At 68.4% G+C, this 24,646-nt stretch carries 24 protein-coding genes; 7 read left to right on the top strand and 17 right to left on the bottom strand.

What is annotated here, in order from left to right:
- Positions 1 to 22: 22 nt before the first annotated feature.
- The 3 genes from HV798_RS15470 to HV798_RS15460 are packed head-to-tail and all read right to left on the bottom strand — an operon-like array spanning position 23 to position 3,458.
- Positions 23 to 883 carry a fumarylacetoacetate hydrolase family protein gene (locus HV798_RS15470; protein WP_175192896.1) on the bottom strand — a complete coding sequence of 287 codons (861 nt, stop codon included), beginning with the start codon at positions 881 to 883 and terminating at the stop codon, positions 23 to 25.
- 11 nt (positions 884 to 894) lie between these two features.
- Positions 895 to 1,830, bottom strand: coding sequence for a VOC family protein (locus HV798_RS15465; RefSeq protein WP_175192897.1), 936 nt, complete (start codon positions 1,828 to 1,830; stop codon positions 895 to 897).
- A complete protein-coding gene (locus HV798_RS15460; protein WP_246288831.1) occupies positions 1,827 to 3,458 on the bottom strand; it encodes an FAD-dependent monooxygenase in 1,632 nt (543 codons plus the stop codon). Before HV798_RS15460 ends, HV798_RS15465 begins: the two co-directional genes overlap by 4 nt.
- A 136-nt stretch (positions 3,459 to 3,594) precedes the next feature.
- Between HV798_RS15460 and HV798_RS15455 the strand changes: the two genes are divergently transcribed.
- Positions 3,595 to 4,509: a LysR substrate-binding domain-containing protein gene (locus tag HV798_RS15455; RefSeq protein ID WP_175192898.1), complete on the top strand. Its 915-nt coding sequence runs from the start codon at positions 3,595 to 3,597 to the stop codon at positions 4,507 to 4,509.
- Here HV798_RS15455 and HV798_RS15450 read toward each other — a convergent pair.
- The 3 genes from HV798_RS15450 to HV798_RS15440 are packed head-to-tail and all read right to left on the bottom strand — an operon-like array spanning position 4,498 to position 7,239.
- On the bottom strand, positions 4,498 to 5,445 hold the full coding sequence (locus HV798_RS15450) for a LysR substrate-binding domain-containing protein (RefSeq protein WP_175192899.1): 948 nt from the start codon (positions 5,443 to 5,445) through the stop codon (positions 4,498 to 4,500). The genes HV798_RS15455 and HV798_RS15450 overlap by 12 nt on opposite strands.
- 45 nt (positions 5,446 to 5,490) lie before the next feature.
- Complete coding sequence (locus HV798_RS15445; protein ID WP_175192900.1) at positions 5,491 to 6,228, bottom strand: hypothetical protein; 738 nt, start codon at positions 6,226 to 6,228, stop codon at positions 5,491 to 5,493.
- 9 nt (positions 6,229 to 6,237) lie between these two features.
- A complete protein-coding gene (locus HV798_RS15440) occupies positions 6,238 to 7,239 on the bottom strand; it encodes a Bug family tripartite tricarboxylate transporter substrate binding protein (RefSeq protein WP_175192901.1) in 1,002 nt (333 codons plus the stop codon).
- 244 nt (positions 7,240 to 7,483) lie between these two features.
- Here HV798_RS15440 and HV798_RS15435 point away from each other — a divergent pair, with 244 nt between their 5' ends.
- Genes HV798_RS15435 through HV798_RS15415 form a run of 5 tightly spaced genes read left to right on the top strand, consistent with a single transcriptional unit; the run spans position 7,484 to position 12,898 of the window.
- Positions 7,484 to 8,296 (top strand): maleate cis-trans isomerase family protein, encoded by an 813-nt coding sequence (locus HV798_RS15435; protein WP_175192902.1) that lies wholly within the window; start codon positions 7,484 to 7,486, stop codon positions 8,294 to 8,296.
- Between the two features lie 56 nt (positions 8,297 to 8,352).
- Positions 8,353 to 9,357, top strand: coding sequence for a Bug family tripartite tricarboxylate transporter substrate binding protein (locus HV798_RS15430; protein ID WP_175192903.1), 1,005 nt, complete (start codon positions 8,353 to 8,355; stop codon positions 9,355 to 9,357).
- A 37-nt stretch (positions 9,358 to 9,394) separates the two neighbouring features.
- Complete coding sequence (locus HV798_RS15425; RefSeq protein WP_175192904.1) at positions 9,395 to 11,017, top strand: FAD-dependent monooxygenase; 1,623 nt, start codon at positions 9,395 to 9,397, stop codon at positions 11,015 to 11,017.
- 1 nt (position 11,018) lies between these two features.
- Complete coding sequence (locus tag HV798_RS15420) at positions 11,019 to 11,927, top strand: polysaccharide deacetylase family protein (RefSeq protein ID WP_175192905.1); 909 nt, start codon at positions 11,019 to 11,021, stop codon at positions 11,925 to 11,927.
- A gap of 23 nt (positions 11,928 to 11,950) precedes the next feature.
- Entirely contained in the window at positions 11,951 to 12,898 is a 948-nt protein-coding gene (locus tag HV798_RS15415; RefSeq protein ID WP_175192906.1) for a LysR family transcriptional regulator, read from the top strand.
- Between the two features lie 13 nt (positions 12,899 to 12,911).
- On the opposite strand, the gene HV798_RS15410 is transcribed toward HV798_RS15415, so the two are convergent.
- From HV798_RS15410 to HV798_RS15380, 7 genes are read right to left on the bottom strand one after another with little or no spacing between them, the layout of a single operon-like run.
- A complete protein-coding gene (locus HV798_RS15410; protein WP_175192907.1) occupies positions 12,912 to 13,811 on the bottom strand; it encodes a polysaccharide deacetylase family protein in 900 nt (299 codons plus the stop codon).
- 26 nt (positions 13,812 to 13,837) lie between these two features.
- Positions 13,838 to 14,542: an ABC transporter ATP-binding protein gene (locus HV798_RS15405; protein WP_369797695.1), complete on the bottom strand. Its 705-nt coding sequence runs from the start codon at positions 14,540 to 14,542 to the stop codon at positions 13,838 to 13,840.
- Positions 14,526 to 15,308 carry an ABC transporter ATP-binding protein gene (locus HV798_RS15400; protein WP_025138693.1) on the bottom strand — a complete coding sequence of 261 codons (783 nt, stop codon included), beginning with the start codon at positions 15,306 to 15,308 and terminating at the stop codon, positions 14,526 to 14,528. The genes HV798_RS15405 and HV798_RS15400 overlap by 17 nt, the downstream gene beginning before the upstream one ends.
- Positions 15,305 to 16,291, bottom strand: a complete 987-nt coding sequence (locus HV798_RS15395; protein ID WP_175192908.1) for a branched-chain amino acid ABC transporter permease — start codon at positions 16,289 to 16,291, stop codon at positions 15,305 to 15,307. The genes HV798_RS15400 and HV798_RS15395 overlap by 4 nt, the downstream gene beginning before the upstream one ends.
- A 14-nt stretch (positions 16,292 to 16,305) precedes the next feature.
- Positions 16,306 to 17,175, bottom strand: a complete 870-nt coding sequence (locus HV798_RS15390; RefSeq protein ID WP_175192909.1) for a branched-chain amino acid ABC transporter permease — start codon at positions 17,173 to 17,175, stop codon at positions 16,306 to 16,308.
- 27 nt (positions 17,176 to 17,202) lie between these two features.
- Positions 17,203 to 18,369, bottom strand: coding sequence for an ABC transporter substrate-binding protein (locus tag HV798_RS15385; protein ID WP_175192910.1), 1,167 nt, complete (start codon positions 18,367 to 18,369; stop codon positions 17,203 to 17,205).
- A 36-nt stretch (positions 18,370 to 18,405) separates the two neighbouring features.
- A complete protein-coding gene (locus HV798_RS15380) occupies positions 18,406 to 19,686 on the bottom strand; it encodes an amidase (protein ID WP_246288828.1) in 1,281 nt (426 codons plus the stop codon).
- Between the two features lie 176 nt (positions 19,687 to 19,862).
- On the opposite strand from HV798_RS15380, the gene HV798_RS15375 reads away from it, so the two are divergent.
- Positions 19,863 to 20,786, top strand: a complete 924-nt coding sequence (locus tag HV798_RS15375; protein WP_175192912.1) for a LysR substrate-binding domain-containing protein — start codon at positions 19,863 to 19,865, stop codon at positions 20,784 to 20,786.
- On the opposite strand, the gene HV798_RS15370 is transcribed toward HV798_RS15375, so the two are convergent.
- The 4 genes from HV798_RS15370 to HV798_RS15355 are packed head-to-tail and all read right to left on the bottom strand — an operon-like array spanning position 20,761 to position 24,525.
- Positions 20,761 to 21,897, bottom strand: coding sequence for a cupin domain-containing protein (locus HV798_RS15370; protein ID WP_175192913.1), 1,137 nt, complete (start codon positions 21,895 to 21,897; stop codon positions 20,761 to 20,763). The genes HV798_RS15375 and HV798_RS15370 overlap by 26 nt on opposite strands.
- Positions 21,894 to 22,928, bottom strand: coding sequence for an ornithine cyclodeaminase family protein (locus HV798_RS15365; protein ID WP_175192914.1), 1,035 nt, complete (start codon positions 22,926 to 22,928; stop codon positions 21,894 to 21,896). The genes HV798_RS15370 and HV798_RS15365 overlap by 4 nt, the downstream gene beginning before the upstream one ends.
- A 10-nt stretch (positions 22,929 to 22,938) precedes the next feature.
- Positions 22,939 to 23,520: a carboxymuconolactone decarboxylase family protein gene (locus tag HV798_RS15360; RefSeq protein WP_175192915.1), complete on the bottom strand. Its 582-nt coding sequence runs from the start codon at positions 23,518 to 23,520 to the stop codon at positions 22,939 to 22,941.
- Positions 23,521 to 23,526: 6 nt separating this feature from the next.
- The gene (locus HV798_RS15355) at positions 23,527 to 24,525 is read right to left on the bottom strand and encodes a Bug family tripartite tricarboxylate transporter substrate binding protein (RefSeq protein ID WP_175192916.1); all 999 of its coding nucleotides are present in this window, start codon (positions 24,523 to 24,525) and stop codon (positions 23,527 to 23,529) included.
- Between the last annotated feature and the right edge of the window lie 121 nt (positions 24,526 to 24,646).

Here is a 24,646-nt window from a genome sequence, read left to right as displayed (position 1 = left end):
TCTATGTTCTTGTTGTCGACAGTCAGGCTTCGGCAACGACAGGGTTGCGCAGTACGCCCAGCTGTTCGATTTCCACTTCGCAGACGTCGCCCGGCTTCATCCAGACCTGCGGCGACCGGGCCAGCCCGACCCCGGCGGGCGTGCCGGTGATGATGAGATCGCCGGGGTGCAGCGTCATGGCTTGCGAACATGCGGCCACCAGGGTCGCGACGTCGAAAATCATGTCCGCCGTATTGGCGTCCTGCAAGGTCTGGCCGTTCAGCCGGCACTGGATGCGCAGGCCGCGCGCGCCGCCCGGCAGTTCGTCGCGCGTGACGAATTCGGGACCGAAGGCGCCGCTGGCGTCGAAGTTCTTGCCCAGCGTCCACTGATTGGTGCGCAGCTGAAAATCGCGCACCGACCCCTCGTTGAATATCGAATACCCGGCCACGTGGTCCAGCGCCCGTTCGGCCGGGATGTGGCGGCCGGCCTTGCCGATCACCGCGACCAGCTCGGCCTCGTAGTCGAACTGCGTCGACACCCGCGGGCACACCAGCGCCTCGCCGTGCGCCACCCACGACGACGGGTAACGCGCGAACACCACCGGGTACGCGGGCGCATCGAACTGGCTTTCGGCCGCATGGTCGCGGTAGTTCAGGCCGATCGCCAGCGCCTTGCCCGGCCGCGTCAGCGGCGGCAGTATGCGCACCTGCGACAGCGGCAGCACGTGGCGCGCCGCCGCCAGGTGCTGCGCCGCGGCGCGCAAGCCCTCGTCGCCTTGCGCCAGCAGCGCCTCCAGGTGGCGGGGCAGGCCGGCCGCGGTCAGGTCGACAAGGTGGTCGGCGTCCCGCCGCAGGCCCAAATGGGCGCCGCTGTCGCCAACGGAAAAGGTGATGAATCGCATCAGGGGCTCCTTCAGGTTCGCGCCCGTTCATGATTGATGAAAAAGGCGTCCGGCACCGCCGGGCCCCACAGGTACAGCGCATCTTCCGGCGGGTGGTCCGCCGCGGTCCAGGCCAGGCCCGCCGGGATGTGATCGATATCGAACGAGTATTCGGCGTAGCTGCCCCAGGGGTCCTGCACGTAATGGAAGTAGTTCGATCCCAGCACGTGCCGGCCCAGGCCCCAGCCTTCGGCGTAACCCGCCGCGCGCATCTGCTCGGCGCCCGCGCCGACCTCGTCGATGCTGCCCACGTCCCAGCTGGAATGGTGCAGCCCGGCGTGGGTGGACTTGGCAAAGGCCACCAGGTGGTGGTCGGACCCGTGCGGGCCATGCAGGAAAGCCACCAGGTCGCCCGACCGGTCCGACAGCCGCAGGCCCAGCACCCGTATCGCAAACTCCACCATGCGCGACACATCGGGCGTGAAGAACAGCACGTGCGACAGACGCCGCGGACGCACCTGGGCGGCCTGGCTGCGCAGGCCGGCCGCGCGTTCGCCAGTGGGCACGGCTGCGTGCGGCAAGGGCAGCGATTTGGCATCGGGCGACACCTTGGGCGCCTTGATCAGCTGGATCGGCAGGCCGTCGGGATTGCGCAGCCAGAGACCGTCGCCGTCCGATAGCGGATGCGGATCCGTCGCCACTCCCAGCGCCGCCACGCGCGCCTGCATCTCGGCCACGTCGTGCTCGTAGAGCCCGAAGCTCACGTATTCCAGCTGCTTGTCGCCGCCGCCATTGGCGTACACGGAGGCCCAGCAATGGCGATGGCCTGCCGCGTACAGGTCCAGCCGGCCCGGGGTGGCGCGCACGTCCAGGCCGAAGTGGCGGTAGAAGCGTTCGGCCGCATTCAAGTCCGGCACGGACATGACGTAACGGTTGACGGAATGCACGGCAGCGGTGGAAGGCATCATGGCGCGCTCCTGAAGGTCGTGGCGCCCGTGACGTGGGCGAACAGGCTTGCGCCCGGCCAGCCGTCGCCGCGCCAGGCCACCTGCTGGTCCGGCCGGATCAAGGTCAGCCGGGCAGGGTAGTGGCCGGCCACGGCGCCTTCGCGCGGCTGGATGATGGTGAACGGCAGCCTGTGGGCGCGGGCCTCGCCGCGGATCTCTTCCAGTTCGCCCGGTGGCACGGACTGCGCGGCCAGCAACGTGAAGCCGAAGCCGAAGTGGTCGTACAGCGAACTGCCGTCGTGCAGCCACAGGTGCGGCGCGCGCGCGCCGGGGCGGGAACTGGGTACGTAGTTGATGAAGTCGCGCTCGGGCGCCGGGCCGGCGTCGCCGGCGATCACTGGCGAATCGTCGTAGCGATAGCCCAGCACCACCCCCAGCGTCGCGAACTCGCGCATCTTTTCCACTTCGATGCGTGCGCGGATTTCCTGGCGGATACGCTGGCCGGTTGGCCCGGTGTCTTCGATGCCGTCGGCCAGCAGCTGGTTGCCCAGCGTGGCGTGATTGACCTCGGCCTCGTCCAGCACCCACTGGTGCAGCGGCCGGCGTTCGGCCTCGTAGCTGTCGAGCAGCGCCGGCCCGCCCCAGCCTTGCAGCGTGGCGGCCAGTTTCCAGCCCAGGTCCACGCTGTCGGCGATGCCCATGTTCATGCCGTAGCCGCCGAACGGAGGGTGCTGGTGGCAGGCATCGCCCACCAGGAAGATGCGGCCGCGGCGGTAGCGGTCGGCCAGCAGCTTGCTCGCCACCCATTCGTCGCGGCTCAAGACTTCGTAGGGCAGGTCGATGCCGGTGGCGCGGCCGATCAAGGCGGCCACGTCCACGTCGTCGATGCGGCCGTGGCCGTCGGCGTGGGTCGGCATGAAGAACCAGGTGTCGCCCCGATCCATCGGGCCGATCAGGCTGGGCACGTCGCGGTTGACCTGCCAGTACATGATCGCCGGCCCCAGGCCGTGCGCCCGATCCAGGCCTGGCGCCCGAAATACGATGTTGAAGTTGCGCGACAGGCCATAGCGGCCTGCCATGCGCGCGCCGATCAGCTCGCGGACCTTGCTGCGCGCACCGTCCGCACCCACCAGGTAGTCGGCCTGGACCTGCCGTTCGCTGCCATCGACGCCCTCGCGCATGCGTACCTGCACCCCGGCCGGATGCTGCGACACATCCAGCAGTTCACAGTTGAAGCGGATCTGCACGCACGGCAACGACTGGGCGTAGGCGCGCAGCGTTTCTTCCAGCGTGTACTGCGGAATCCATTGCGCATGCTCGGCGTAGAGCGGGTTGCGGCCCGGCGCGCAGTACATGGCGTTTTCGTGGCGCGCCAGTTCCATGCCCGCCAGCCGGGTGCAGAACACCACGTTCGACGGGTAGTCCACGCCCAGCGGCGAGGCCGCGCGCAGGCGGTCGGCGATGCCCCAGCGGCGCAGGTGTTCGCGGGTGCGCACGTTGGTGGTCTTGGCGCGCGGCGCGTAGCCCACGCGGTCGTTGCGTTCGATCAGCAGGCACGGAATGCCGCGCACGCCCAGCTCGATGGCCAGGCCCAGTCCGGCCGGCCCCGCACCCACGATCACCACTCGAAACGATGCCTGCTGTTGCACGGTGTTGTCTCCTGTGCCGGCCGCTCGGATGGCGACGCCTGGACGGAATCCTAGAACCCCCCGATAGATACCGAAAGATGGCAAAATTGTCTTACCGATACCGGATTCGCATCACTTTGGCGGAGTGGCCCCAGCGATGAAACTGAACACCTTGCGTGACTTCCTGGCAGTGGCAGAACGGGGCGGCGTGCGGGCGGCGGCGCGCCACCTGGGACTGGCCCAGCCGGCCATCACCCGCAGCATCCACGAGCTGGAAAAGGAACTGGGCGTGGCGCTGTTCGAACGCCACACCAAGGGCCTGCGCCTGACGCCCACCGGCGAAGTGTTCCTGCGGCGCGCCAGCGCCATCCGCCACGAGATCGAACGCGCGCGTGACGAAATCGAGCAGATGCGCGGCGCCACGCATGGCCGGGTGGCGCTGTGCATGTCCACCGCGCCGCACCTGGGCCTGTTCGCCGACGTGCTCAAGCCGTTTCGCGCCCGCTATCCCGACACCCACCTGGAAATCATCGACGGGGTCTATCCCCTGGCCGAGGCATCGCTCCTGGACGGCGCGCTGGACTTCTACATCGGCCCCGTGCCCGCGCGCGTGCCGGGCGAGCTGCAATCCGAAAAGTTGTTCGACAACACCCGCGTCATCCTGGGCCGCAAAGACCACCCGCTGGCGCAGGCCCGCTCGCTGCGCGACCTGGTCGGCGCCGAATGGATCACCACGTCCATCACCCACAAGGCCGAGGAAGAACTCGGCCCCTTGTTCGAAAAGCACGGGTTGCCCGCGCCGCGGCTGGCCATGAAGGCGCAGTCCGCCCTGACGTTCCTGACAGCGCTGGTCAACTCGGACCTGCTGATGATGCTGCCGATCCAGTGGTTGCAGCATCCGCTGCTGCATGGCGTGCTGCAGGAAATCAAGGTGCGCGAAGCCTTGCCGGCGCCGCCCATCTGCATCGTGCGGCGCACGGGCCTGCCGCTGACCCCGGCTGCCGAGCACTATTGCACCCTGGTGCGGCGGGTCAGCGCGCGGCTGGCGGCCAAGGCCGGTTCAGGCCGTTAGGCCCGCGCCCGGGCCGTCGCCCAGCGTGGCCCCGACCCAGTGCCGGTCGGTGACCAGCTTGCGCGCCACTTCGAACACCATCTTGCCCGTCACGGCGACGGCAGGCGAGGCTTCTTCCTCTGCCAGGTTCACCAGCACGTTCTGCACGCCGACGCCGGTGTTGGCGATGCGCGCGAAACTGAGCCCGGGGCGCGGCGAGCAGGACGCCACGGCGCTTTGCTGAATGGTCACGCCGTAGCCCAGCCGCACGGCTTCCAGCAGCAGGCCCAGGGAGTCGATTTCGGCTTCGATGCGCGGCGCGCAGCCGATCTGCGAAAACGCCACGTCCAGCAGCAGGCGCAGGCCGTGGGCGCGGCTGGGCAGCAGCAAGGGCTTGTCGGCCAGGTCTTCCAGCCGCACGCTGGACCCCGCAAAGCCGTGGGGCGAGGCCGGCGAGCAGATGGCAAACAGGCTTTCGCGCAGGATCGGGGTGCAGTGCCAGCGCTGCGCGATGTCGGTCTGGAACACCACCGCCAGGTCCAGCTTGCGGGCATTGAGCATCTGCGACAGAAAGCCGGAAAACGCCTCGACCAGATGCAGCCGGACTTCGGGATAGCGCTCGCGCATGCCTTGCAGCAGCGGCCCGCCCAGCACGGCCGCCGTGGCCGGGGTGAAGCCCAGCGTGGCCGAGCCGGTCAGGCGGGCGCCGCGCGCTTCTTCGGCGGCCAATTCGGTCTGGCGCAATATCTGCCGCGCACGGCGCAGGAAAGCCTCGCCGGCCGCGGTGGGGGTGGTGCCTTGCACCTGGCGCAGCAGCAGCCGCACGCCCAGCTCGCCCTCCAGGCGCGACACCTGCTGGCTGAGCGCCGCCGTGGCCACGCCCAGGGCCAGCGCCGCGCGGCCCATGGAACCGTGTTCGACGATGGCGACGAAGTAGCGTAGCTGGCGTAGTTCCATGATGCCCCCGTCTGCCGGCGTGGCGGACCGGCGGTCCGCCCGAAGCTAGCGTTGATCGTGCGTGGCCACGGCACTGCCGTGCTGGTCCGGCGTGTCGGCCCAGGCCTGGAAACTGGGCGATGGCGTCACCGCGCCGGCCTGCATCAGCGCCAGCCAGATATCGCAGGCTTCGATGAAGCGATTGATGCCGCAGGGCCACAGCGCCAGGCTCAGCGCCTGCACCATGCGCGGCTCGGCCACGCCGGCAGCGTAGCAGGCGCGGATCGCCTGCTCGACGCCCCAGTGGTCCGAGCGCGCCGAATGCGCTGACAGCAGCGCCAGCCGCGCCAGTTCTTCAGGCACGTCCAGGCCAGCCAGCAGCGTGCGCATCGCATCCTGGTAGGCCGCGGCAGCGGGCACGTCGGGAAAGTGGCTTTGCCAGTGGCGGTCCAGAAAGGCATAGGCGCCGGTGCCCGCCGACCAGGCCGCCACGCGAAACGCCGCCTGCGCCTGCCGGCCGGTGCCGCCATGGCGGTAGAACAGGTCGACGTGGTGGGTGCCCAGCGCTTCGCCTGCGGCGGTCAGCAGCACCAGCCAGACAAATTCGCTTTCGAAGGCGGTCAGGTGCTGCGGCTCTTGCACCAGGGTGCGATAGAACGGGCCGTAGGCATCCTGCAAGGCCGGCAGCGCCGCGGCCAGCGCACCCTGGTGGGGCAGCAGGTAGCCGCGTTGCTGGCGAAAGGCCTCGAGCCTGCGCCGGACATCATCGGGGGGAGTGGGGCCGGGCTGCGCGGGCAATGACATGGCAGATGCTCATTCCAGTGTGATATTCGCGCTTTTGATCACCGCGCTCCAGCGCTCGCGATCCTGGTCGATACGTTCGCGGAACGCCTGCGGCGATCCGCCCATGATCTCCATGCCCAGCTCGGTCATGCGGCTGCGCGTGTCCGGCTCTGCCAGAACCTGCTGCAACGCCTGGCTCCAGGCTTGCAGCACGTCGGGCTTGAGCCCGGCGGGCGCAACGATGCCGAACCAGTTCGTGACACTGTAGCCGGGAAGCCATTGCTTGATCAATGGAACGTCGGGCAATTCCGGCGCGGCGCGTTCGCCGGCAAAGGCGATGGGCCGGATCTGCCCGCCGCGCACCTGCGGCAGGAAATCGGGCAGGTTGCCGATCAGCATGTCGACGCGGCCGGCGATCAGGTCCACCACCGCCTGCGAACCGCCTTTGTACGGAATGTGGACGATGTTGACGCCGGCCTGGCTGCGGAACAGTTCGGCCGCCAGATTGGGCGCGGACCCGATGCCGGTGGACGCGTACGACAGCTTGCCCGGGTTGGCCTTGGCATAGGCGATCAATTCGGGCACGTCGCGAAACGGCGCCTGCGGCGAGGCCACCAGCAGCGAATAGATGCCCGCCACGCCGCAGATCGGCGTCAGGTCTTTCTGCACGTCCAACGGCAGCGTCAGCCCGCGCAATTGCGACGAGATCGTCAGCATGCCCATGGTGGCCAGGCCCAGCGTGTGGCCGTCGGCCGCCGACCGGGCCACGGCCGATGCCGCCACGAAACCGCCCGAGCCCGTGCGGGTTTCGACGATCACCGGCTGGCCCAGCCGCGCCGCCAGGGGCTGCGCCAGCACCCGGCACAGCTGGTCGGCGGACCCGCCCGGGCTGAAACCGTTGATCAGCCTGACGACCGTGGCGGGGCGCCATTCGGCCTGCGCCATCGCGGGACGCAGGCGCAGCGATGCCAACGCGCCGCCGGCCACCGTCAGCCCCATCAACCTGCGCTTTCCGTGTTCGATGCTGCTCATGTGACGCTCCTTGCCGCCCCGTGTCGGGCTGATCTCGGCCGCACTATAGGGCGGCGGCGCACGGCGCTCAACGCCGCGCCGGGCAGGGGGGGTTAAGTTTTCGTGAAGGCTGATGCAGGGGCTGTAGGCCATCTGGCCGGTAGGTGGCTTTTGATGATGGGGGGTATCAAAATTCCTTAGTAGGCCGCGTGCTTTTCGGTGCCTAGAATGCCCTGCATCCCAACAAGATCAAAGGGGCAGGCAGATGACCACGCAAACGATTTCAAGCCCGCAGCCGCAGCGCGAATACGGCAGGAATGGCCTCATCGGCATTCTGATTCCGCAAGCCAACACCGTGGTGGAACCCGAGCTTGCCGCGCTGCTGCCCGGCGGATTCACGATGCTGTCGTCGCGCCTCACCGGCAGTCGCACCGATTCTCGCACCCGCCTGACGGATTACTTCGGCAACCTGGGCCACACGCTGGACAGCTTTGACACCGCGCCGCTGGATGCCGCGGGCTACGCCTGCACGGGCAGCTCGTACCTGATCGACCCCGAGCTCGAACGGCGCCGCCTGGACGCGCTTGAGGTTCGCCATGGCTATCCCGTGGTGACGGCGTCGCAAGCCATCAAGTCTGCGTTTGCGCATCTGGGCATCCGGCGCATCGCGCTGGTGTCACCGTATCCGGCCTGGATGACCGCACTGTGCCAGGCCTATTGGGCGGCGGCCGGCATCGTCGTGGCCGACACGGCCGCCATCGATCTCGATACCGCCGATACCCGCGCCATCTATGCCATCACCACGCCCACCGTCATGGCGGCAGTCGACGCCTTGCGCTGGCAGGACGCCGACGCAGTGCTGTTCTCGGGCACGGGCATGCCGACGCTGCCGGCCATACAGCGCGTGGCGGCGCTGACCGGCAAGCCGGTGCTGTCGTCCAACCTGTGCCTGGCCTGGGAACTGCTGCGCGTGACCGGCAATGGCCAGCACCTGCCGCCGCCGGACGCGACCCAGCCGCTGTTCGGCGGTTGGGCCGAACGCGTGCCGGGCCAGGGCGGTCTCTCGGCACACCCCTGACCGCAGTCCCCTTGATTTGCGCCGGCGCGCCTGCCGGTCGTCACAGGAGCGGCATCATGCCCATCTTTTCATTCCCGGCCCGGCCCTTGCGCCGCGGGCCGTTGCCGGCTTGCGCCCTGGCTGTCCTGATCGGGCTGGCGCCGTGCGCGGCGTGGCCGCAGGAATTTCCCGACCGGCCCATCACGCTGATCGTGCCGTTCTCGGCGGGCGGGCCGACGGATGTGACCGCCCGGTTGTTCGCGCAAGCCATGGCCCGCGAAGCCGGCAAGCCGGTCATTGTCGAGAACCGCCCCGGCGCGGGCGGCGCCACCGGCGGCGGCATTGCGGCCCGCGCCAGGCCCGACGGCTACACCCTGTTGTGGGCCGGCACCAGCACGCTCACGGTGGCGCCGGCACTGTATGCCTCGCTGCCGTATGACGCACATACCTCGTTCCAGCCCGTGGGCCGGGCCATGACCGGCCCGCTGGCGCTGGTGGTGCACGGCAAGCTGCCCGCGCGATCGGTGGCTGACCTGGTGGCACTGGCCCGCGCCAAGCCCGGCACGATCAATTTTGGTTCGGCCGGCATCGGGTCGATCATCCACCTGACCGGCGAGATGTTCCGCCAGCGCGCGGCCATCGACATCACGCACATTCCCTACAAGGGCAATGCCGAGGTGCTGACCGATCTCAGCGCCGGCCGCTTGCAGATGGCCTTCATGGCGCTGGGCCAGGTCATGCCGCAGCTGGGCAAGGGCGACATCCGGGTGCTGGCCGTGACCAGCCTGGACCGCGTGGCCAGCCTGCCCGGCGTGCCCACCGTGGCCGAAAGCGGCTATCCGGGATTCGAATCGGTCGAATGGTTCGGCCTGCTGGCCCCGGCCAAGACCCCGGTGGACGTCCTGCAACGCCTGCAGCGGCTGTACGCCGCCGTGGCCAGCCAGCGCGCGGTCGCCGACGCCATCACGGCGCTGGGCTACGTGGCCATCCGGGACACGCCGGAACAGTTTTCCCGAACCATCGCGCAAGACGCCGACAAGTGGCGCCAGACGGTGGCCACCGCCCACGTCACGCCGCAGTGACGGGCGCCGATCATTCCGTTCAAGAGAGGTTTTCGACATGACTTCGACTTACCCCGTCATCATCGTCGGGGCCGGCCCGGTGGGCCTGGCCCTGGCGCTGGACCTGGGCTGGCGCGGCATTCCCAGCCTGGTCCTGGAAAAGGGCGACGGCGCCGTGGCGCATCCGCGCACCGGCCTGATCGCGGTGCGCACCATGGAATTCTTTCGCCGCTGGGGCATGGCCGACCGCCTGCGCGACTGCGGCTTTCCCAAGGATTACGCGCTGTCCATCGAGTTCTGCACCAGCCTGCAAGGCCATACGCTGGAACGCGACGACTATCCCAGCATGGCGCAGATGCCCACGCCGGCCTGGACGCCCGAAAAGAAGCAGCGCTGTCCGCAGCAATGGATGGACCCCATCCTGAAGCAGGAACTGCGCCGCCAGGGCCAGGCCGAGCTGCGCTTGCATACCGAGGTCACCGGGTTCGAAGACACCGGCGACGACGTGATCGTCACCGCGCGGGACCACGCCCGCGGCGAACCCGTGACGTTCCGGGGCCGCTACCTGGTCGGTTGCGATGGCGCCGGCAGCGTGGTGCGGCGCCAGCTGGACATCCCCATGGTCGGCAATGCGCACATCAACTATTCGATGAGCATCCTGTTTGCCTGTCCGGGCCTCTTGGGCCTCTGCCGCCGCGACGCGGCCGAACGGTTCCTGCTGATCGGGCCGGAAGGCACCTGGGGCAACCTGACGGTCATCGACGGCGATGCGCTGTGGCGCCTGACCGTCTACGGCACGGCCGACAAATTCGACCTGGAACACTTCGACGCGGCGGCCTACGTGCGCCGCGCCCTGGGCGAGACGCCGGGCGCGGCCATCCCGTTCACGATCCAGTCCGTATTGCCCTGGAAGCGCACCGAACTGGTGGCGCAGCGCTACCAGATGGGGCGGGCGCTGCTGGCCGGCGACGCGGTGCACACCATGTCGCCCACCGGCGGCATGGGCATGAACACGGGCATGGGCGACGCGGTCGACCTGGGCTGGAAACTGGACGCGATGCTGCGAGGGTGGGGCGGGGCGTCACTGCTGGCTTCGTACGGGCTGGAACGCCGTCCCATCGCGGTGCGCAACGCCGCCTATTCGACCCGCAATTTCCAGACCTGGACGTCCGCGCCCCGTTATGACCGCGTGCTGGAAGACGACCCGCAGGCCCACGCCCAGCGCCGCCTGATCGGCGCGGACCTGAAACGCGCCACCACCACCGAATGGCAGTCGTGGGGCTTGCAGGTCGGCTACCGCTACGAGAATTCGCCGATCTGCATCCCCGACGGCACGCCGCCCACGCCCGACGACTATTCGCGCTACCAACCCACCTCGCGTCCGGGCGCCCGGGCCCCGCATGCCTGGCTGGACGCCGGGCGCTCGACGCTGGACCTGTACGGCCGCGGCTATGCGCTCCTGGCCTTTGCCGGCGCCCATACCGGCTGCGTGGCCAGCCTGCACAGCGCCGCCGCCTGCCGCGGCGTGCCCCTGGCGGTCACGCCGATTGCGGACGAATCCATCCACGAACTGTACGAAGCCCCGTTGGTGCTGGTGCGGCCCGACGGCCACGTCGCCTGGCGTGGCGCCCACGTCGACAACGCACCCATGATCATCGATATCGCCCGAGGAGCCCTCTGACATGAAGCCCTTCCATACCGGCAACGACCGCTATCCGTTCAGCGCCATCGTCAATCGCCCCACTTACCACTGGCCGGGCGGCAAGCGCCTGGCCGTGTATTTTGCAATCAACATCGAAGCCTTCGAGTTCGGGCTGAACCCGGGCAAGGACTTCACCTCGTCGCCGGCCGCGCCTTACCACCGCGGCTATGCCTATCGCGACTATGGCAACCGGGTGGGCGTCTGGCGCCTGCTGGCGTTGTTCGAGGCCTTCCGCATTCCGCTGGCGGTGCTGGTCAACGGGTCGGTGTATGACGTGTGCCCCGACGTGCTGGCGCCGTTTCGGGCGCGCGGCGACGAATTCGTGGGCCATGGCCGCACCAATTCCGAACGCCAGATCGACATGGCGCCCGACGAAGAACGCCAGATGCTGCAGGAGGTGCGCGAACGCATCACGCGCGAAGAGGGCGCGCCGCCGCAGGGCTGGCTGGGGCCGTTCATCTCGCAAAGCCCGCGCACGCCCGAACTGTTGAAGGACGCGGGCTTCTCTTATATGCTGGATTGGTGGTTCGACGACCAGCCGAGCTGGTTTCGCACCGACCACGGCCCGATTCTTGCGATGCCATATCCGTCCATGGAACTGAACGACCTGCCGGCCTACATCAACCGCGGCGCCAGCGATGGCGATTTCGCGCAGATGGCCATCGACGCTTTCGACGAACAGCTGGCCGAGTCCGTGAAGTTTCCGCAGGTATATTGCGTGGCCCTGCACACCTTTCTCAGCGGGCAACCCCAGCGCATCAAGCGCCTGCGCGACGTGCTGCGGCACATCAGCGCGCGGCGCGACGACGTCTGGCTGGCCACCCCGGGCCAGATCGCCGCGCATGTCGCCGGCCTGCCCCAGGGCATCGTGCCGGGCGGCCCCGCCTAGCCGGGCAGGGCGGACACGACGCCATGGATATCCGCCAACTGCAGTATTTCGTGGCCTTGTACGAAGAGGGCAGCGTCACCCGCGCCGCGCGCCGCATGCATGTGGTGCAGCCGGCGATCAGCCAGCAGATCAAGCGGCTGGAAGCCGATTTCGGCGTGCAGCTGTTCGAGCGCGCGGCCCATGGCACGGCGCCGACCACCGCCGCCCGTGACTTCTACGCGGTCTGCCTGTCCATCCTGAACCAGCTGCGCCAGGCCGAAGCCGTGCTGCGCGAGGCCTCGCGCCAGCCGGCTGGCCGATTGACGCTGGGCGCGCAGGCCTCGATGAACCAGCATATCGTGCCGACCGCCCTGAGCCAGTTCCATGCGCGCTATCCGGCGATCGCCATATCCGCCCGCGACGGCTATCGGGCCGACTTGGTCGACTGGCTCAACCGGGGCGAAATCGACTTCGCCTTGCTCAGCGCCACGCAGGAAAAGCTGCATCTGGCCAGCCTGACGCTGTGCCAGGAAAGCCTGGTGGCGGTGGGGCATCCCGATACCCTGGCCGGGCGCGACGCGATGCCGGGCGAAGCGCTGGCCGGCTTCAAGCTGGTGCTGCATTCGCGCAGCAAATCCCTGCGCACGCTGATCGACAACCAGTTCGGCCTGCATGGCCTGGACGTTCGGCCCGACCTGGAGATCGATGCCTTGCCCAGCGTGCTGGCGCTGGTGCGGCAGCCGGGCTGGCTGTCGATCGTGCCGCGCACGGCGGTGGCGCCCGATGCCGCGCAAGACGGGCTGGCGTGGCTGCCGCTGCGCAAGCCATCGCTGCACCGCGACGTGATGGCCGCCTGGTCGCCGCAACGCCCACCGGCCGTCTATATGGCGCCTTTCCTGGAATTGCTGCGCCTCGGCCTGGCGGGCGTGCAGGGCGTCACCCTGGCGGGCCGCCCGGCCCAGCCGCTGGACGGCGCTCGGGCGGGCGGCTAGCCAGGCGCCGCGTTCAGGGCTGCGGCAGGATGGCCGGCGGCAAGGCGGCGCAGTGGTCGTAGATCTCGCCGGGCCGCGTGAACCAGAGTCGGTCGCGCTGGGGATGCCGGGCGATGTACTTCAGCGCCCGGCGCAACGACCGCAGCCGATAGGGCTGGCCGACGATCATGGTGTGCAGCGCAATGCCGAACACCAGCGGCTGGCGCGTCGACTGTTCCAGCATTTCCTCGAACTGCTCGATGATCATGTGCTCGAAGTCCTGCGGCGTATGCCGGCGCACCAGCATCTGCGGCGAATCATTGATTTCCAGCGGGTAGGGCACCGACATCAACGGGCCCTGGCCGGTGCGCATCCACAGCGGCTGGTCGTCCGCCGGCCAGTCCATGACGAACTTGTAGCCGGTCTCGACCAGCAGTTCCGGCGTCTGGTGGCTTTGCGACATCCACGGCCCCATCCAGCCGCGCACGTCCTGGCCGGTGTGGCGCTTGATGGCCTCGCGCACTTCGGTCAACAGGCGCTTTTCGTCGTCCGGCCACAGGTGGCCCTGCGCTTCGGCATTGGTGCGGCCATGGCCGATGATCTCGTCGCCGCGCGCCATCACCCGCTCGGCAATCTGCGGCGCGTAGTCGAAAATGGCGGTGTTCAGCAGGTGCGCGGCCGGCAGTTCCAGTTCGTCGAACAGATCGAACAACCGCCAGACGCCCACCCGATTGCCATAGTCGCGCCAGGCAAAGCCGCGCGCATCGGGCTGCGGCAGTTCGGTGCCCAGGTGATGGCCGCGGCCGGCGCCAAAGGCAAAGTGTTCGATGTTCAGGCCGATGTACACGGCCAGGCGCTTGCCGCCCGGCCAGTCGTAATTGCCGCGTTCGACGATGGCGCTGTACGGGTAGCGGTCGTGATACGGAAGCTGCATGGTGGTTTCCTCAGGGTGGTTTCCTGTCAGACGCCAAGGAACGCCGTCTGGACCCGCGGGTCGGACAGCAGCGCCTCGGAGGGATCGTCGTAGACTTTCTCGCCCAATTGCAGGATGGCGGTGCGGCGGGCCACGCGCATCGCCCAGTTGGCATTCTGTTCGGCCAGCACGAACGCCAGCCCCTCGCGCGCCTGGATCTCCAGCAGGATGTCGCCGATGCGTTCGACCACGATGGGCGCGAGACCCAGCGACGGCTCGTCCAGCAAAAACAGCTGGGGCCGGCTCATCAGCGCACGGCCGATCGCCAGCATCTGCTGTTCGCCGCCGGACAGGCTGCCCGCGGCCTGACGGCTGCGTTCCTTGAGCCGGGGAAAATAGCGGTGGATCTCTTCCAGCCGGGCCGTGGCGCTTTCGCCGCCGCGGCCGAACGCGCCCATCTTCAGGTTCTCGGCCACCGTCAGCGACGGAAACACCCGCCGTCCCTCGGGCGAAAAACCGATGCCCAGCCTGACCACGTCCGATGCCGGCAGCCCCTTGATGCTGCGGCCTTGCCACAGTACATCGCCGCCATAGTGGCGCGCCAGGCCGACCACGGCGCGCAGCGTGCTGCTCTTGCCGGCGCCGTTGGACCCAATCAAGGCCAGCGTTTCGCCCGGCTCGACCGTCAGGTTCAGCTTGCGCGTGCCGGCGACCGGGCCGTAGCGCACCTCCAGATCACGCAATTCCAGCAGTGACATTCTTCGTCCCCAGATAAGCTTGCACCACCCGCGCATCGCGCAGCACATCGCCGGGCAGGCCGCGCACCAGCTCGCGGCCGGCGGCCACGACCAGCAGCCGGTCGCACAGGCCGGCGATGAAACGCATGTTGTGGTCGATGACCACCAGCGTGACGCCCGACGCCCGCACTTGCAGGATCACGTCGCGCACCTGGTCGGTTTCCGCGGCGCTCAGGCCGGCCACCGGTTCATCCAGCAGCAGCAGGCGCGGCCGCGCGGCCAGGGCGATGGCGATGCCCAGGATCTTCTGCACGCCATAAGGCAGGCTGCCCGCCGGGGTGTCGGCAACGTCGCGCAGCGCCATGTCGTCGAGCAGGCGTTCGACCAAGGCGTCCGCCTCGGCGCGCCGCAAGCGGGCCCGGGCCGAGCCGAACAGCGCAGCCATCACGCCGGGGTAGCGCGTCAGGTAGCTGCCGCGCACCAGGTTCTCGCGCACGGTGCAGGCGCCGTACACGGCGGTGGACTGAAACGTGCGCACCAGCCCGCGCGCACTCAGGGCCGACGTCGCCAGCCCCGTGACGCGTTCCCCGGCAAAGGCCACCGCGCCGCCGGTCGGGCGCAACACGCCGCTGACCAGGTTGACCAGGGTGGTCTTGCCGGCGCCGTTCGGGCCGATGATGCCGAGGATCTCGCCTTCGCGCACGTCGAAGCTGACGCCGTCCACCGCCTTCAGGCCGCCGAAGCTGCGGCCGATGTCCTGGACTTCCAGCAGGGCGCTCATGCCGTTTTCCCCTGGGCGCGGCGGCTGCCGAACCAGCCCGCCAGGCCGGCGATGCCCGCGGGAAACGCCGCCATCACGACGATCAGCGCCACTCCGAACAGGATCCGCTGGATCTCGACATAGCCGCGCAAGAGTTCAGGCAGCGCCACCAGGAACACCGCGCCGAGGATGGGGCCGACCACGTTGTACATGCCGCCCACCACATTCATCACCACCAGGTTCAGCGACTCGGCCATGCCGAAGGTGGACGGATCGATGTAGCGCATGAAAAAGGCCAGCAGACCGCCTTGCACGCCGGCCAGCGCGCAGCCCAGCACGAATACGCCGACCTTCAAGGGCAGGCCGCGCACGCCAGTGCACTCGGTCAGCTGCGGCGCTTCGCGCACCGCATCGATGGCGCGGCCCGTCTCCGACAGCAACAGGCGCACGCACAGCAGCACCGTCAACGCGGCCGCGGCCAGCGCCACGTAGTACTGCGCCAGCGGCGACGTCCAGGCGGCATTCAGGGGCGGCAGGTTCGACAGGCCGCTGGCCCCGCCGGTGACGCTTTGCCATTCGACCAGCACCAGCCGGATGATCTCGCCCAAAAGGAAGGTCACCAGCACGAAGTATTTGCCGGTCAGGCGCAGCAGCACCGGCCCGACCAGCAGCGCCAGCGCACCGGCCGCAGCCGCGCCGATGGCCAGGCCGATTGCAGGCGGCAGGTCGAACCGCAGCACCGACAGCGCGCAGGCATAGGCGCCCACGCCCATGAAGCCGGCATGGGCCAGCGAGATGTGGCCGGTGCGGATGATCAGGTGCAGGCTCACCGCGCCGATCACATTCAGCAGAATCAGCGCGCCGGTCGCCAGCAGGAAAGGATTGTCCAGCGCCAGGGGCGCCAGGCCCAGGATGGCCAGCGCGGCCGACCCGGCGGAGAGCGCCAGGCTGGCGCGCCGCGGCCGGGCGGCCATGCCGGGCAAAGACAGGGGATGAGGCATCATGGAATGGTCGTCCTTCAGCGTTCAGGTTTGCCCAGCAAGCCCCACGGGCGCACCACCAGCAGCGCGATCACCACCCCGAAGGACACGAAGGTCGATACCGCCGACCCATAGAATGTCGACAGCAGGCTTTCGCCAAAGCCGAACAGGGTGCCGCCCAGCGCGGCGCCGGGAATGCTGCCCATGCCGCCCAGGATGACGACGATGAACGCCACCATCAGCGGCCGTTCGCCCATGAACGGCGACAGCGCATACGTCTGCGCATAGATGGCGCCGGCCACCGCCGTCATGAACACCGCCAGAAAGAACGCCAGCTGGTAGATGCGGCGCGTGTTCACGCCCTGGGCCTGGGCGATCTCGATGTCTTCGGCCGCCGCCCGCATGGCCAGGCCATGGCGGGTAAGGGCCATGAAGCCCCAGAACGCCAGCAGTACCGCGATGGCCACGCCGATCACCATCAGCCGGTCGGCGGGAATGACCGCCGGCCCCAGCTGCACCATGGCGCTCAGCGCCGACGGCACCGAGCGTTCCTGCACGTCCCAGACCAGCACCGCGGTGTAGACGATGGCGATGTCCAGGCCAAGCAGGCCGATCATGCTCTGGAACATCTTCTGGTAGAAACGCCGGAACACCAGCCATTCCAGCACCAGGCCCAGGGCGGCCACGGTCAGGGCGGCCAGCACGATGGCCGCCACATAGGGCAGCGACCATTTCCCGAAGTAATAGAAGAGGGCGTAGCCGCCCAGCATGGCAAAGCTGCCATGCGCGAAATTGACGACCTTCATGATGCCGAACAGCAGCGTGAACCCCAGCGCGATCAGCACATAGATCGCGCTCAGGCTCAGGCCGTTGACCAGCACCTGCGTCAGGACAGGTAGGGAGAACATGGCGATGCCTCGGGCGGCGGGGCCGCGTTATTCGCGGGCCGGCGACAGCGTCGCCAGGGCATGCGGCTTGCCGTCGCGGATCTCGGTGACCCAGAACCGGTTCAGCAGCTGGTGGTTCACGCCATAGGCCTTGGCGCCGCCCCAGACCACCGGGCCGTAGATGCCGGCGTCAAAGCCGCCCAGGTTTTCCAGCGCGGCCCGCACCTTGTCGGTATCGGTGGTGGTGCCGGCGGTTTCCATGGCCTTGAACAGGATGCGCGCCGAGTTGTACCAGCCGGGCGTCTGTGCATTGATGACGCCGCTCCAGCGCTGTTTGTAGGCGTCGACGAAACGGCGCGCGGCCGGCTCGTTGAAGTCGAACACGTCATACGACATGAAGCCTTCGGCATAGGGGCCGGCAATGTCCGCGACCTCGTCGATGCCGGGGCCGCCCACCTGCCAGATGATGCCCTTGAAGCCCACCTGGCGGGCCTGCTTGGTCAACAGGCCGGCTTCACCCGGCGCGTTCAGGTTCAGGTCCAGCACGTCGACGCCCTGGGCCAGCATCCGGGTCAAAAGCGGTGCGAATTCCTTGGACCCGCGCTCGTAGCTTTCCGACCAGACGGTGTAGCCGGCGTCCTGGTAGGCCTTGCCCAGCGTGGGCATGACGACCTGGCCGGTGGCGTCGTTGGGCACGATCAGCGCCACCTTGCGGGCCTGGGGCCGGTTTTCCTTCAACCACTTCACCATCGCCGGGCCGAACTCGACGTTGCTGTTCATGGTGCGGAAGTTGTAGCCGTTCTGGCCGCCTTGCTTGAGGATGTCCGGCGCGTAGCCGTTGGACAGCATGATGACGCGGGCCTCGTTCACGATCGGCACCACCGCCATCACCGAGGGCGTGCCGATCGGCCCGATGATGAACTTCACCTTGTCCAGGTTGACCAGCCGTTCGGCCGCGCTGCGGCCGCCGGTGGCGCTGTACTTGTCGTCGTACATGACCAGTTCCGGCTTGTAGGTCTGGCCGCCGATCTTCAGGCCGCCCTGGGCGTTGACCTCGTCGATGGCCATCTGCACGCCGCGCTGCACGGCCAGGCCCCAGGCGGTGCCGCCGCCGGACAGCGGACCGATGCCACCGATCTTGAGCGTTTCCTGGGCCTGCACGCCCAGCGCGGGCAACGCCAGCGCCAGTGCAGCCAGCCATTTTTTCGTTTGCATGGTATTTCCCCTTGTCGATGCTGCGGTTGAATCTGTTCAGGACGCGGACGGCAGATCCAGCGCCTGGGTGGCGAACCTGGCGGCCGCCAGCAGGCGCGTGTCCTGCCCATACGGGCCGATCAGTTGCGCGCCGATCGGCAGGCCGCCCGGCCCGATGTCCAGCGGAAACGAAATGCAGGGCACGTGCAGCAGCGTCCAGATCGCGCCGTAGCGGGGCGAGCCGGCCGAGTCATATCCGGCCTCGGCCTCGCCTTCGGCCGCCGGGTAGAGCAGCACGTCGTAGCGGTCGAACAGCAGGTTCACCTGCGCCCGCATCCGCGCGGCCTCTTGCAGCATCAGCGCGTGTTCATCCAGGCCGATCTCGGTGCGCAGCCTGGCCGCCAGCCGCGGGCTGAGCTGGTCCGCGTGGTGCAGCCGTTCCTGCGCCAGCGATTGGCGGGCTTCGAAGGCAAATATCCGCAGTTGCAGGGCCTCCAGCGCCTCGAATTGCGGCGGCAGCCAGAAGCGTTCCACCTGTGCGCCTGCCTGTTCCAGGCGGGCGGCGGCGCGGTCGATGGCGGCAACCGTGGCCGGCTGGGCGTAATCCCACTGCCGCGACAGGCACAGGCCGATGCGGGGCCGCAGGCCGGCCGCCGCCGACACGTCGCGGGCGGCGTGCAGGCCCAGGGTGAAGAAGGCCGCGTCGGCCACGTCGCGCGTAATGACGCCCACGGTGTCCTGCGACGGGCTCAACGCCTTCATGCCGCCCGGCGCGATCAGGCCGAAGCTGGGCTTGTAGCCCACCACGCCGCAATACACCGCCGGGCGAACGATCGACGCGGTGGTCTGGGTGCCGAACGCCACCGGCACCATGCCGTCCGCCACCGCAGCGGCCGACCCGCTGGACGAGCCTCCCGGCGTATGGCTGGTGCGCAAGGGATTGGTGGCCCGGCTGGGCGTCTGCGTGGCGAACTCGCCGGTGGCGACCTTGCCCAGCAGCACGGCGCCGCGGTGACGGGCCAGGGCGATGCAGCCCGCATCGGCCGCAGGCCGGTGGCCGCGGTAGATGGGCGAGCCGTATTCGGTGGGGTAATCGACCGAATCCAGGATGTCCTTGGCGGCGAATGGCACGCCGCGCAGCGGCGCCTGCGGCAACTGCGCGGCCTGGCGGGCATCGGCCAGCGCGCGTTCGGGGTCGAACGCCACGAAGGCCTGGATCACGTCGTTGCGTTCGGCGATGCGGTCCAGGCAGGCGCGCACCACGGCTTCGGGCGTGATCTCGCCGCGGGCGACGGCGGCCGCCGTTTCGCAGGCGGTCCATTGATTGAGAGGCTTCACAGTGAGATCCATGAAAAGGAAAGGAGGTCACCGAGAACTCTATTGATGGGCGATTGGGTTGTCTAATACAATAAAAACGGCTGATTAAGTTGAATACTGACCTAATTGCCATGGGCCGACCGCCCTAGAGCCGACCCCGCCAACCCGATCCCTGCCAAACTGCCCCCGGAAACGCCATGCCCCTGATCTCGCGTGCGCTACGCGCCTTTGTGGTGGTGGCCGAAGAGCTGCATTTTGGCAATGCGGCGGCCCGGCTCAACATCAGCCAACCGCCGCTCAGCCAATTGATCCGCCAGTTCGAGGCCCAGGTGGGCGCTGAACTCTTCGTGCGCTCGACCCGTTCGGTCAAGCTGACCCGGGCCGGCGAAGTGCTGCTGCAGCACGCCCGGCGGCTGCAGGCGGAAGGAGATGCCGCGGTGCATGCCGCGCGGCGCGCCGGCAGCGGCGATGCCGGCCGCCTGACGGTGGGCTTCGTCAGTACGGCGGCCTACCAGGTGCTGCCGCCCGCGCTGTCGCGCTATCGCGCTGAATATCCCGACGTCGAACTGGCGCTGGAACACGCCCTGACGGGCGAATTGGCCGACAAGCTGGCGGCCGGCACCATCGACCTGGCCATCTTTCGCCGCCTGCCGCGCGCCGAAGAGCCAGACTTCGTATATGAACGGGTGCACCGCGAAAAGATGATCCTGGCGCTGCCGGCGGACCACCCCCTGAACCGCTACGAGCGCGTGCCGATGGCCCGGCTGGACGGCCAGGACGTCGTCGGCTTCCAGCGCGAGGCCTCGTTCTATTTCCACAGCGTGCAGACACGCCTGTTCCGCGACCACAATGTGCGGCCGCACATCGTCTACGAAAGCGTGCTGCCCACCTTGCTGTCGATGGTGGAATGCGGCATGGGCGTGGCGCTGGTGCCCGAATCGGCCGCCACGCTGCGCGGCACGGGCGTGCAGTACCGGCCGCTGTCGGGGCGGGCCAACGCCTTCGACGTGGACCTGTACTGCGCCCGCCGGGCCGACAACCTCAATCCCACGGCCCAGGCCTTTGCGCGCGTGCTGCGGGAATCGACACGCGACGCTACCCGCGAGCCGCCGGCGCGCTGACGTCGCCGCGGTTGGTGCCAAAGCCGTCTTCCTTGCCCAGCACCAGGGCAGGGTGGTGCAGGTCTTCCTGCCACAGCAGCGATTCCATATAGATGTTCAGCGGCTGGTCCTGCACCGTCAGCTCGTACACGTAGTCGTCATAGGATGCATGGTTGTGCACGGCCCAGCCTGGCGCCGACAGCATCAGGTCGCCCGCCTTCCATTCGTACCGGTTGCCGGCCACCATGCTGTAGCCGCTGCCCGAGAAGTAGTAGTTGATGGCGGCCGATACGTGGCGATGCGGCCGGTCCACGATCTTCGGCGGCCGTATGGTCATGGTGGCAAAGAAATTGGGCGTGATGCCATTGAACCGTCCGGTCGCCGGGTTGTAGTACATGTACAGCCGGCGGCCGATGTAGTCCTTGCCCAGCGCTTCCAGCTTGTCCAGCTGCGGCTTGACCTTGTCCCAGGCGAAATGCAGCGGCCGTGACGCCACCGCCGTCGGATTGATCAAGGTCTCGTAGGGCATCAGCAGGCCGCCGTCTTCCGACACCGGAAAGGTGCCGAACGGATTGCGCCGGCGCGGGTCGGCCGGGTCGCTCGCGGACTCGGCCCGGGCGGCCGGCTCGGGCCACTCGCTTTCGGCCACGTAGATGTCCATGAACTGCAACAGCGGCACGTTGGAATACGTCAGGCGCACCTGCAGGTCAGTGCCGTCGTTGATGTGCGCATAGGCGCTGTAGCTGGGATGGTTCCAGACGTCGTACTGCTTGAAGGCGATGCTGCGCCCGCCGACCTCGCAGCGGCCGGAACCGGCGATGCAGAAATTCACCTCGGTGGCGTTGTGGCGGAAGGGCTCGGTACGTTCGCCGGGCTTGAGCACCGACAGGCGCACCTGGATACCCGGCGCCATGCCTGGGGCGAAATCGCGGGCGTCGGGATGCACGATCAGCGATTCGCGGCGGCCCGACGGCGGCAGGGCGATGCTGGCCAGGCGCTGCACCTCGGCGTCGATCTCTTCCTTGGTGATCACGATCGGGGCCCACTGGGTGTTGCGCGATTGCGGCGCGGCGCCGCCCAGGTCGAGAAAGCGGCCGTTCACGCGATCGAATTCGCGGCGCAAGGGATTCATGCTCGTACTCCAGAAGAGGCTGATGACGGCGCATCGGCTGCGCCAAAGAAACGGGGTTTGCTTTTGACGGGCACGGCCAGCGGCTGGCCCAGGCCGGCCTGGCGGGCGCGCACCAGCACGTCGATGCCCAGCGCGACATCCGAAATGCCCATGCCCATGGCCTTGAACAGCGTCAGGTCGCAGCCCGCATTCCGGCGCCGGCCGGCCAGCACCAGATCGGCCAGGCGCGTCACGCCGTTCCAGCCGGCTTGCTGCGCATCGCCGTAGCGGCTGCGAAATTCCCGCGACAGGTTCTTGACGCTGGTCAGGTCGTCCACGGCCACCACGGCGGCCCGGTCGAACACATCCTGCGTGAATTCTTCCCGGTCGGGCGCAATGGCGCCCACGGCGTTCAGGTGCGCGCCGGGCGCCAGCATGGCAGCATCCAGGAAGGGCTCGTCGGCCCGCGTGACCAGGGTGATCACGTCGGCGCCTTCGGCCGCCCGCGCCATGGTCGCGCAGCTGCGGGCGCGCACGCCGCGGCTGGCGAATTCCTGCGAGATGCGCTCGGCAAAGGCATCGCGGGACGCGGGCGTGGGGCTGTAGACGCGGACTTCGTTGATCTCGCGCACCGCCAGCACCGCCGCCACCTGCGACAGCGACTGCTTGCCGGTGCCCGCCAGCGCCATCACGCGGGCATCGGGCCGCGCCAGCCAGTCGGTCGCCACGCCCGACGTGCCGCCGGTACGCAGATTGCCCAGGGCAAAGGCCTCGATCACCGCAGCCAGCTGCCCGTCGGCGGCGTGCCACAAGAGCAGCAGGGGGCAGGTGCCGCCCTGGGTGTGTGCCCAGGTCTTGGTGCCCACGTAATCGCCCACCCGCGCGCCCAGGGCGTGCAGGTTATTGCGGTCGAACTGCAGCATGGTCTTGGCCATGTTGGCCGCAGCGGCCTCGGCCTGCAACCGCAAGCCGCGTTCGAGCGCGGGGATGGCCTGTTCCAGCGACAGCAGCTGCGTCACCTGGGACTCGCTGATCCAGAGGGGAGGGGACATCATATTGTTCCTAAAAGGTCGGGGAAGCGGGCTGCGCGCCAAAGCCGTCATCCCAGATGGACGGCACGGGCGGCGCCAGCTGCAGGGTGTTGACCACGAGCGCATGGGTCACGTAGCGGCCGATCAGCATGGCCAGCGCCACCGCCTGGGGCGCGGGCAGGCGGCTCGCCACCTCGTCGAATACCGCCTGTGCCTGCAAGCCGCGCGTCTGCACGGCGGCCATGGCATAGCGCTGCACCGCGCGCTCATCGTCGGAAAGCAGCGACGGCGCATCCGGCTCCAGGCGCTCGACGTCGCGAATCCAGTCGCGCGTCAAGCCGGTGCGCACGCACAGCCGTTCGTGCTGGTTGCGTTCGTAGGCGTTCTGCATCAGCGTGGCGGTGGTCAGTACCGCCGTCTCGGCCAGGTTGTCGGGCAGTGCCGCCTTCAGCGCGTCCGTGAACCGCATGAACGTCAGCAATACGTCCGGCGCGTGGCCGGCCACCTGGAACAGCTCGCCCAGGTAACCCAGCCGTGCGACGCGCGGCGTCAGGTACTGCGTCAGCTCGGGCGTGAAGTCCGCCATCTGCAAGCGAGGAATCGTCGGGCGCATCGCAGTTCAGTCCACGGTGATATGGTATTGGTCGGCCAGCTTCTTCCACTTGACCAGTTCGGCGGCGATCTGTTGGCGCAGCTGGTCGCCGTCCAGCGACACCGGCACGAACAGGCGATCGGTCAATGCCGATTTCATCTCTGCGGACGCCGCCAGGTCCAGCGTTTTCTTGCGCAGCACATCGGCCACCGCGGGCGGCGTATTGGCCGCTGTGAACACGCCCAGCCAGACCGAGAAGTCATACCCTTCAAACCCCGGCAGCTCAGCAATCGAGGGCACGTCGGGATAGAACGGCACGCGGTCCTTGGTGGCCACGGCCAGCAGCCGGATGCGCCCGCCCTTGACCTGCGGACTGATGTTGGTGATGGCGTTGAACATCACCGGCACCGTGCCGCCCAGCCCGTCGTTCAAGGCCGGCGCGCAGCCTTTGTAGGGCACATGCACCATATCGATGCCTGCGCGATGCGAGAATTCCACCCCGGCGAAATGCTGCGCCGTGCCGTTGCCGCAGGAAGAAAAACTGAGCTTGCCCGGATGCGCCCGGCCATAGGCGATCAGTTCCTGCACCGTGCGTACGGGCAGGTCGGCATTGACGGCCAGGGCCACCGGCGTCACGGCGATGGCGGCGATCGGCTGCAAGTCCTTTTGCAGGTCGAAATTCTGCCGCACGCCCAGCGCCGCGTTGATCGTCATGGTGTTGTTGCCGACCAGCACGGTGTAGCCGTCCGGCTTGGATCGCGCCACGTATTCGCTGGCGATATTGCCCGACGCGCCTGCCCGGTTTTCCACCACGAACGACGTGCCGAGCTGCTCGCCCAGCCGCGGCGACAGCAGCCGCGCGACCACGTCGGTGCTGCCTCCGGCCGGAAAGGCCGATACCAGCGTCACCGGATGGTCCGGGTAGGCCGCCTGGGCCGTGCCTGCGGCGGTCAGCACCATCAGTGCCACGATGCGCCGCCATGCCGCCGACGCCCGTACCGGGGCCACGGGTTCGATGATCCACATGCTTGTCTCCTTGGATTCTTATGGGTGCCGCTTGTGCAGGGCCCGGGGCGCTTGCCGACGGACGCTTTGCGGATGAGTGGATCTTAGATATGCAATCAATGCTCGTATAGATTGATTTACA

Source organism: Achromobacter deleyi (genome assembly GCF_902859705.1).
GTDB classification, from domain to species: Bacteria; Pseudomonadota; Gammaproteobacteria; order Burkholderiales; family Burkholderiaceae_B; genus Achromobacter; species Achromobacter deleyi.
Note: the sequence above shows the minus strand (reverse complement) of the source record. Positions and strands in the feature narration are given on the sequence as shown.

Coding starts and splice junctions, on each gene's coding strand:
- HV798_RS15470 (WP_175192896.1), bottom strand. CDS start 883: ATGCGATTCATCACCTTTTCCGTTGGCGACAGCGGCGCCCATTTGGGC.
- HV798_RS15465 (WP_175192897.1), bottom strand. CDS start 1,830: ATGATGCCTTCCACCGCTGCCGTGCATTCCGTCAACCGTTACGTCATG.
- HV798_RS15455 (WP_175192898.1), top strand. CDS start 3,595: ATGAAACTGAACACCTTGCGTGACTTCCTGGCAGTGGCAGAACGGGGC.
- HV798_RS15450 (WP_175192899.1), bottom strand. CDS start 5,445: ATGGAACTACGCCAGCTACGCTACTTCGTCGCCATCGTCGAACACGGT.
- HV798_RS15445 (WP_175192900.1), bottom strand. CDS start 6,228: ATGTCATTGCCCGCGCAGCCCGGCCCCACTCCCCCCGATGATGTCCGG.
- HV798_RS15440 (WP_175192901.1), bottom strand. CDS start 7,239: ATGAGCAGCATCGAACACGGAAAGCGCAGGTTGATGGGGCTGACGGTG.
- HV798_RS15435 (WP_175192902.1), top strand. CDS start 7,484: ATGACCACGCAAACGATTTCAAGCCCGCAGCCGCAGCGCGAATACGGC.
- HV798_RS15430 (WP_175192903.1), top strand. CDS start 8,353: ATGCCCATCTTTTCATTCCCGGCCCGGCCCTTGCGCCGCGGGCCGTTG.
- HV798_RS15425 (WP_175192904.1), top strand. CDS start 9,395: ATGACTTCGACTTACCCCGTCATCATCGTCGGGGCCGGCCCGGTGGGC.
- HV798_RS15420 (WP_175192905.1), top strand. CDS start 11,019: ATGAAGCCCTTCCATACCGGCAACGACCGCTATCCGTTCAGCGCCATC.
- HV798_RS15415 (WP_175192906.1), top strand. CDS start 11,951: ATGGATATCCGCCAACTGCAGTATTTCGTGGCCTTGTACGAAGAGGGC.
- HV798_RS15410 (WP_175192907.1), bottom strand. CDS start 13,811: ATGCAGCTTCCGTATCACGACCGCTACCCGTACAGCGCCATCGTCGAA.
- HV798_RS15400 (WP_025138693.1), bottom strand. CDS start 15,308: ATGAGCGCCCTGCTGGAAGTCCAGGACATCGGCCGCAGCTTCGGCGGC.
- HV798_RS15395 (WP_175192908.1), bottom strand. CDS start 16,291: ATGATGCCTCATCCCCTGTCTTTGCCCGGCATGGCCGCCCGGCCGCGG.
- HV798_RS15390 (WP_175192909.1), bottom strand. CDS start 17,175: ATGTTCTCCCTACCTGTCCTGACGCAGGTGCTGGTCAACGGCCTGAGC.
- HV798_RS15385 (WP_175192910.1), bottom strand. CDS start 18,369: ATGCAAACGAAAAAATGGCTGGCTGCACTGGCGCTGGCGTTGCCCGCG.
- HV798_RS15375 (WP_175192912.1), top strand. CDS start 19,863: ATGCCCCTGATCTCGCGTGCGCTACGCGCCTTTGTGGTGGTGGCCGAA.
- HV798_RS15370 (WP_175192913.1), bottom strand. CDS start 21,897: ATGAATCCCTTGCGCCGCGAATTCGATCGCGTGAACGGCCGCTTTCTC.
- HV798_RS15365 (WP_175192914.1), bottom strand. CDS start 22,928: ATGTCCCCTCCCCTCTGGATCAGCGAGTCCCAGGTGACGCAGCTGCTG.
- HV798_RS15360 (WP_175192915.1), bottom strand. CDS start 23,520: ATGCGCCCGACGATTCCTCGCTTGCAGATGGCGGACTTCACGCCCGAG.
- HV798_RS15355 (WP_175192916.1), bottom strand. CDS start 24,525: ATGTGGATCATCGAACCCGTGGCCCCGGTACGGGCGTCGGCGGCATGG.